The following is a 5,579-nucleotide window of genomic DNA, read 5'->3' as shown; positions in this document are numbered from 1 at the left end:
GTGAAAATTACTCTGCGTATTGTCAGTAGATTCACTTTCAAGCGCTACTTTAGCCGCTTGATAGACTGAGCCAAAAACAAGGCGAAACTATGAGACAGCAACTATGTATGAACCATTCAAGTATGGCTTCTAATGAGAAGAAAGATACTCTGAGAAGGTTGTATTGGGTAGTTTTCGACGCTTTGCCATCATGGATTTCCAAAGAGCATTGCCTTGTTGTTCTGTGATTACATTTTGACCAAGTGCATCCTTCAGAATACTCGCCGTTGTAATATGTGTCAGGTTGTATTGCCTTACGTATTGGGCAACATCTCTCATATTGTTGCTAGCCAAGGTCCCATTGTGGGTAATGGCCAAGGCAATGCATGCTGCCTCTCCGTCACCTATGGCTACATGTCCTTTTTGAAGAGTGGTTAGCCGGGAGAAAATATGGAATTCATGAGAAGCCACCAAGATATTCTCAAGATGTAACCAACCCCTGCTGATCATCCCATCTGCTTGCGCCTTGAGATGAGATACCCTTGATAACTCTGTATACGTCTCATGGGGAATCACCAGCCTTCCTGGGTAGAGTGTTTGGAGTATGTGTTCCTGCCTGACCCAAAAGAATGCTGACAAGTGGTCCGTGTCAAAGAAAATGGGGTTAGTCAACATATTCTTCCTCAGAGCTTTCAAGTCCAAATACTATGTCTTCTCTGAAAGCATCGAGGAGATAGGATTCATACTTTCCTGTTGATATTTTATTTTCTTCATACAGCTTCTGTACTTTCTCAATGTAATATCCCAATGTTGTTTTTTGCTTATCTTTTGGCCTTGGTTCATAGAGTGTTAGTTCATAACCTAGGTTCAATGCAGATTGTTTGACGTTTTGTTCCATTGTTCTGGATTGAGCAAGCGAAATGAGTTTTTCTTCACGCAGGCGAAATAACATGGCTTTCCTGCTGACCTGGAAATGCTGTTCAAGTCTGACCACATCGTTGACGGTAATGGTGCCTCTGGCATTTTCCTGTAGTGCTGCAGTCTGTTCGGCAAGTGCTACAGGGGGAACAAGGAGGTAGGATGCGAATCTGTCAGCATTTCTCTCCTCAATATCTCCAGAGTCAATTGCTGTGGGGCAAATGGTGGTATGTTTGGTTTGGTTGAAGAAATAGTGATAGATTTCATGAGCAAGCGAGAATCGTTGTCTTCCGAGTGTTTGTGTTGAATTAATGGCGATAACTGCTGATGTAGGACTTTTTATACAGGCCCCGCTGATATGTTCACCAAAAGGGTATATTAACAAGGTTACTGTAGGAATTCCCCTGACCAGGGAAAAGATATCAATGGGAGATGTTGAATCCTCTCCTACATGCTTTCGTATTTGTTCTGCCTGTGTTCTTAGTTTCATTTTGTCCATCTGCGTACTCACCTGTCTATGTCATCCATCGCCATTTGGTTCAATACAACAGCATTGATTGCTGCCAATGCCTCCAAATCTTCTGTGTTCATATCATTTGCTCTGAAAGAGAATTGTATTGAAGAATCACACGGTTCCCCAGATAGGATTGTGCTTACAGGACAACAATACAATGTAGCGAGTTTTTCAAGTGTACTTGTGGTCATTCCTCGGTCGCCACTTTCGAATCTTGCGATTAAGCTCTGATCAACGCCAAGATAATCAGCAATATGTTTTTGCTTCAATCCTGATTGTAATCGTAGTTCTTGCAGTCGTTTTCCGATTGAATCCATATCGATTGTCATTTCCTACTTCCTCCCCAATCCAAGTGTTGGTACCATTAGTATACCACTGAATGTCATAAAAGTGTATATAAATATTTTCATAAATATGACAAATGAAGGTTGTAGACATGGCATATAGACAGCTATTGGCTATCAACTTTCATGTATTCAAGAGCCTAGGGAGTCTCCCTCTGGATTGAGTTGGTATTACTTCTTAGGTCGCCACACAACTGTCAGTGCCTTGCTTAAACGAAAAGGGGAGGCAGCCACCCATGTGTCGGGGTGAAGTGAGTCGATACTCTGCGTATTGTCAGTGTAGAAGGGGAAAATTACTTTGCGTATTGTCAGCAGCTTCACATTCAAGGGCTACTCTATCTGCTTGATAGTACTTTTTTCAGAATAGTATCCAAATTATGGTTTCTACCTCCGTAAAGTATGATATAATCATACTTATAGGAGATAAGGTAGTGTTAAAAACACGGGAGTATGTGATGTATGAGCTGTCCTCATATGCCTCCCCGAAGGCAAAACTCACTCAAATGATAAAAAAGGGTGAGATAATTCAGATTGTCCGTGGAGTGTATGCTGATAGCCTTTCTGATCCACATTTCCCTGTTGGTGGTATGATCTATAGTCCGAGCTATATCTCCTTTGAAACAGCGCTGGCATATCATCAGATGATACCTGAAAGGGTGTATGAGATGAAAAGCGCAGGGTTTCGCTTGAACAAGGAAAAACACTATGAGACTCCATTCGGACGATATAGTTTCTTGTATATACCTGAATCTGTCTTCCCTTGGGCGTTGGAGCCAGCCCAGGAGCAAGGCCATGGGTTTCGTCTGGCAACACCGGAGAAAGCATTGCTTGATACACTCTATAAAATTCGCAAGATTCAGGATAAAAAAGCTATCCAAGATTTGTTGTTTGATGATTTGCGGCTTTCTGAAGACCAAGTACATGCACTTGATTGGGAGATGATGGCTTCCTTGGTCCCTCTGTATCACAGTACTACCTTGCAGACCTTGTTACGATGGAAGGAACATATATGAAGAAAGAAATAGAGAAGATGCTGGAATTCTATCATGTTAATGCTCCTAGAGATTCGGTTAATGCTTTGAAGGAAATTGTTCAGGAAGTGGTCTTACAAGTCCTTTCGCAGACAGATTTCTTTGCTCATGCAGCTTTCTATGGGGGAACAGCATTGAGAATATTTTATGGGTTGGATCGTTATTCTGAAGATTTGGATTTTTCATTGAAGAATAAAAATGTAGATTTTTCTTTGGGGAGGTATCTTCCCTTCCTTGAGCGTGGCTTAAATTCATATGGGTTTGAAATGGAGGCGGTTCAGAAAGTCAAAATGCAACCTACGAATATTCAGTCGGCATTTTTGAAAGGAAATACCCTCATTCATCTACTACAAATTGCTGCTCTTTCTCCTCCCATTTCGGGTGTGCCAAGTAATGAATTGATTAAAATCAAGATAGAGATAGACAGCAATCCGCCCATTGGTGCAGCATATGAAAGAAAATATCGACTATTACCGCAACCATATTCAGTATATCTCTATGATAAACCTTCTCTCTTTGCCGGAAAGTTGCATGCTCTCCTCTGTAGAAACTGGAAATCCAGGGATAAGGGAAGAGATTTCTATGACTACGTATGGTATCTTCAGAATCAAATTCCTGTAAATATCACACATCTAGAAGCACGTATGAGGCAATCAGGGCATTGGCAAGGAAGCCAGTTGCTTTCATATGAAACCCTTTTAAGCCTGCTTAATGAACGGTTTGCTGCTGTTGACTACAGAGGGATCAAAGAGGATGTTATTCCGTTTCTTCATACCACCAATTCTCTTGAACTATGGGATGAAGCATTCTTTACCTCCATTACCCGGGAGTTCCTGAGAATTGCATGAACCTAGTGATCTGCATCATCAATTACCGGGCACAAGGTCTTCAATCGTGTTTGTCATGAGGCTTCCTCTTGGTTGCGCGCTTGCCTACGGGAAGCTTCATATCCTGAAGTGTTCTCCCCAGTACATCATCCTTGGCAATGAGAAGCAAATCATCAACAAGACCGATGGCAAGGAGTACTTGTACATATGCTCCCATCGAGACGGAAGGTGAGCCCTTCTCGATTGCCCAGAGTGTTGCCCGGCTGATCCCCGCCCTCTCTGCAACCAGGGTTACAGGGAGTTCTCTTCGTAGTCTGGCTAGTTTTATCTGTTCACCCATCTGAGTGAGTCTTCGCTGTGCTGAGGGTAACAGCGTGATCGTTTTCTGTCCCATAGAAAAAGTGTAGGTTCTTTCTATCGAGTTGTGAATGAACTGACAGGTTAATGTTTAATTATAGAAACAAATTGAGTATATAGTCTGTAATATTGAACGTTATTGGTTCTCAAATTTTTACATCACTCTTTTCTCATGAACCTATCCGCATGGAACTCCATCAAGTTCTTTCCCAGTAATTCTGCAGCTTTCGATTCTCCAATGAGGTGTTCTCCAAGAGCACGATACACGAGTCTGGTAAAGAGGGAAGTCTTTTCCAGTTGGTATGGTTCTCCCGGTTCTTGTTTTCTCCAACCTCTTGAGGAAAATAATTTACATACCTTCGTGTATTCAGTTTGCGATATGATCCCTGTATCGAAAGCCCTTCTTATACAAGCTTGCATGCTGATCCCGTAACGATGTTTCAGATGGTAGAGCTCAGCTATCTCCAAGGTATGCCTTTTCTCTCCAATCTCTCTCTTAAGTGAGTCGAGTGGAAGAAGAAGGGCTCCTGCAAAACGATGGCAACAGTGCTCTTCATCAAGATTGCTATCCAACAAACCTGATAAAAGATGATGTGCAAGTTCATGTGCCATCGTGAATCGTTGGCGTGTTCCATCCCCATTGTTTTGGCACACAATGATTGGCATGTCCTCAATTACTGCTTGTAATCCATCGCACATGCCTTCACTCGCATATGAAATCATGATGACTATATACCCATGTTCTTCCAGAAGAGCCGTAAGATCAGTAATGCTTTGTGGCCCAAGTCCCCATTTCTCACGGATGGTATTTGCATACATTTCTACATCTTCATAGGTATGCAGCATATTTACCGGTAGGTCCAAATTAGGTGAATCAATCGGAAAGTTTGGCCAGAGGTTCTTGAGCTCCATCCAGCGTTCTGCTTGATCTAATACTTCAGCTTCTATCTTGTGTAATGTCTTCTTTGGAAGGGATGCTCTTTTCCTATACTGTATCTCACCCAGTACTATCGTATTTGGTCGAAAAAAGTACTCACTTTTTACCCCTAGAGTTTTTGCAAGACGAATGAGCACTGGAGAGGAAGGCATGCTTTCTCCATGTTCATATTTTTTGATCATATTTGCACTGACACCAACGCTGTCTCCAAGTTCCTTCATTGATAATCCGGAAGCAGAGCGAGCACGTCCAAATCGTTCTCCAAACATGATAGGCTTCTCCTTTGGTTTATATAATACTACTTTATTACAAAAACGTAAACCATTAGAGTAGAATTTCTGTTGAGCTTGTTACTTGAGACCAACAGGTGACAATCAGTCACTGAGACTGCGCTCTCAGCCCTTGAGGTATCATGTACTGTTACGTATCCCGGGTGCTGTAGTATTCAATACAAGGCAGGGAATGCAGCAACACGAAGGGTGGTAAGTCCATAGGGTATAAGTACCAAGTCTTCAGTACTCAATCGACATCTCCTGAGAAAAATCTTCCACCAATCCTACGGCATGACCATTTCCTCTTGCATCCATAAGACACGGGTTCACTATGCGCAAACCCTGTTGCTGAAGAATACCATGAACGTAAACGACATTGCCCTTGCCTCTGGATTCTCCG

At 42.3% G+C, this 5,579-nt stretch carries 7 protein-coding genes; 3 read left to right on the top strand and 4 right to left on the bottom strand.

The genetic code is table 11. The features are described from left to right. Nucleotides 1-643: 643 nt before the first annotated feature. Nucleotides 644-1,396, bottom strand: coding sequence for an ImmA/IrrE family metallo-endopeptidase (locus AB7S66_RS11000; RefSeq protein WP_428519962.1), 753 nt, complete (start codon nt 1,394-1,396; stop codon nt 644-646). Between the two features lie 8 nt (nt 1,397-1,404). Then, nucleotides 1,405-1,740, bottom strand: coding sequence for a helix-turn-helix domain-containing protein (locus AB7S66_RS10995; protein ID WP_320122202.1), 336 nt, complete (start codon nt 1,738-1,740; stop codon nt 1,405-1,407). Between the two features lie 446 nt (nt 1,741-2,186). Here AB7S66_RS10995 and AB7S66_RS10990 point away from each other — a divergent pair, with 446 nt between their 5' ends. Both AB7S66_RS10990 and AB7S66_RS10985 read left to right on the top strand, forming a co-directional pair. Next, nucleotides 2,187-2,768: a type IV toxin-antitoxin system AbiEi family antitoxin domain-containing protein gene (locus AB7S66_RS10990; protein WP_319757071.1), complete on the top strand. Its 582-nt coding sequence runs from the start codon at nt 2,187-2,189 to the stop codon at nt 2,766-2,768. Next, nucleotides 2,765-3,634, top strand: a complete 870-nt coding sequence (locus AB7S66_RS10985; protein WP_428519959.1) for a nucleotidyl transferase AbiEii/AbiGii toxin family protein — start codon at nt 2,765-2,767, stop codon at nt 3,632-3,634. The genes AB7S66_RS10990 and AB7S66_RS10985 overlap by 4 nt, the downstream gene beginning before the upstream one ends. Nucleotides 3,635-3,674: 40 nt before the next feature. Here AB7S66_RS10985 and AB7S66_RS10980 read toward each other — a convergent pair whose 3' ends face one another. Both AB7S66_RS10980 and AB7S66_RS10975 read right to left on the bottom strand, forming a co-directional pair. Next, nucleotides 3,675-4,007, bottom strand: coding sequence for a helix-turn-helix domain-containing protein (locus AB7S66_RS10980; protein WP_428519957.1), 333 nt, complete (start codon nt 4,005-4,007; stop codon nt 3,675-3,677). A 122-nt stretch (nt 4,008-4,129) separates the two neighbouring features. Next, nucleotides 4,130-5,176 carry a helix-turn-helix domain-containing protein gene (locus tag AB7S66_RS10975; protein WP_428519955.1) on the bottom strand — a complete coding sequence of 349 codons (1,047 nt, stop codon included), beginning with the start codon at nt 5,174-5,176 and terminating at the stop codon, nt 4,130-4,132. 228 nt (nt 5,177-5,404) lie between these two features. Here AB7S66_RS10975 and AB7S66_RS10970 point away from each other — a divergent pair. Further along, on the top strand, nt 5,405-5,579 hold a 175-nt coding region (locus AB7S66_RS10970), incomplete at its 3' end, for a helix-turn-helix domain-containing protein (RefSeq protein WP_428519964.1).

Source organism: Sphaerochaeta sp. (genome assembly GCF_050178175.1).
Lineage (GTDB): Bacteria > Spirochaetota > Spirochaetia > Sphaerochaetales > Sphaerochaetaceae > Sphaerochaeta.
Note: the sequence above shows the minus strand (reverse complement) of the source record. Positions and strands in the feature narration are given on the sequence as shown.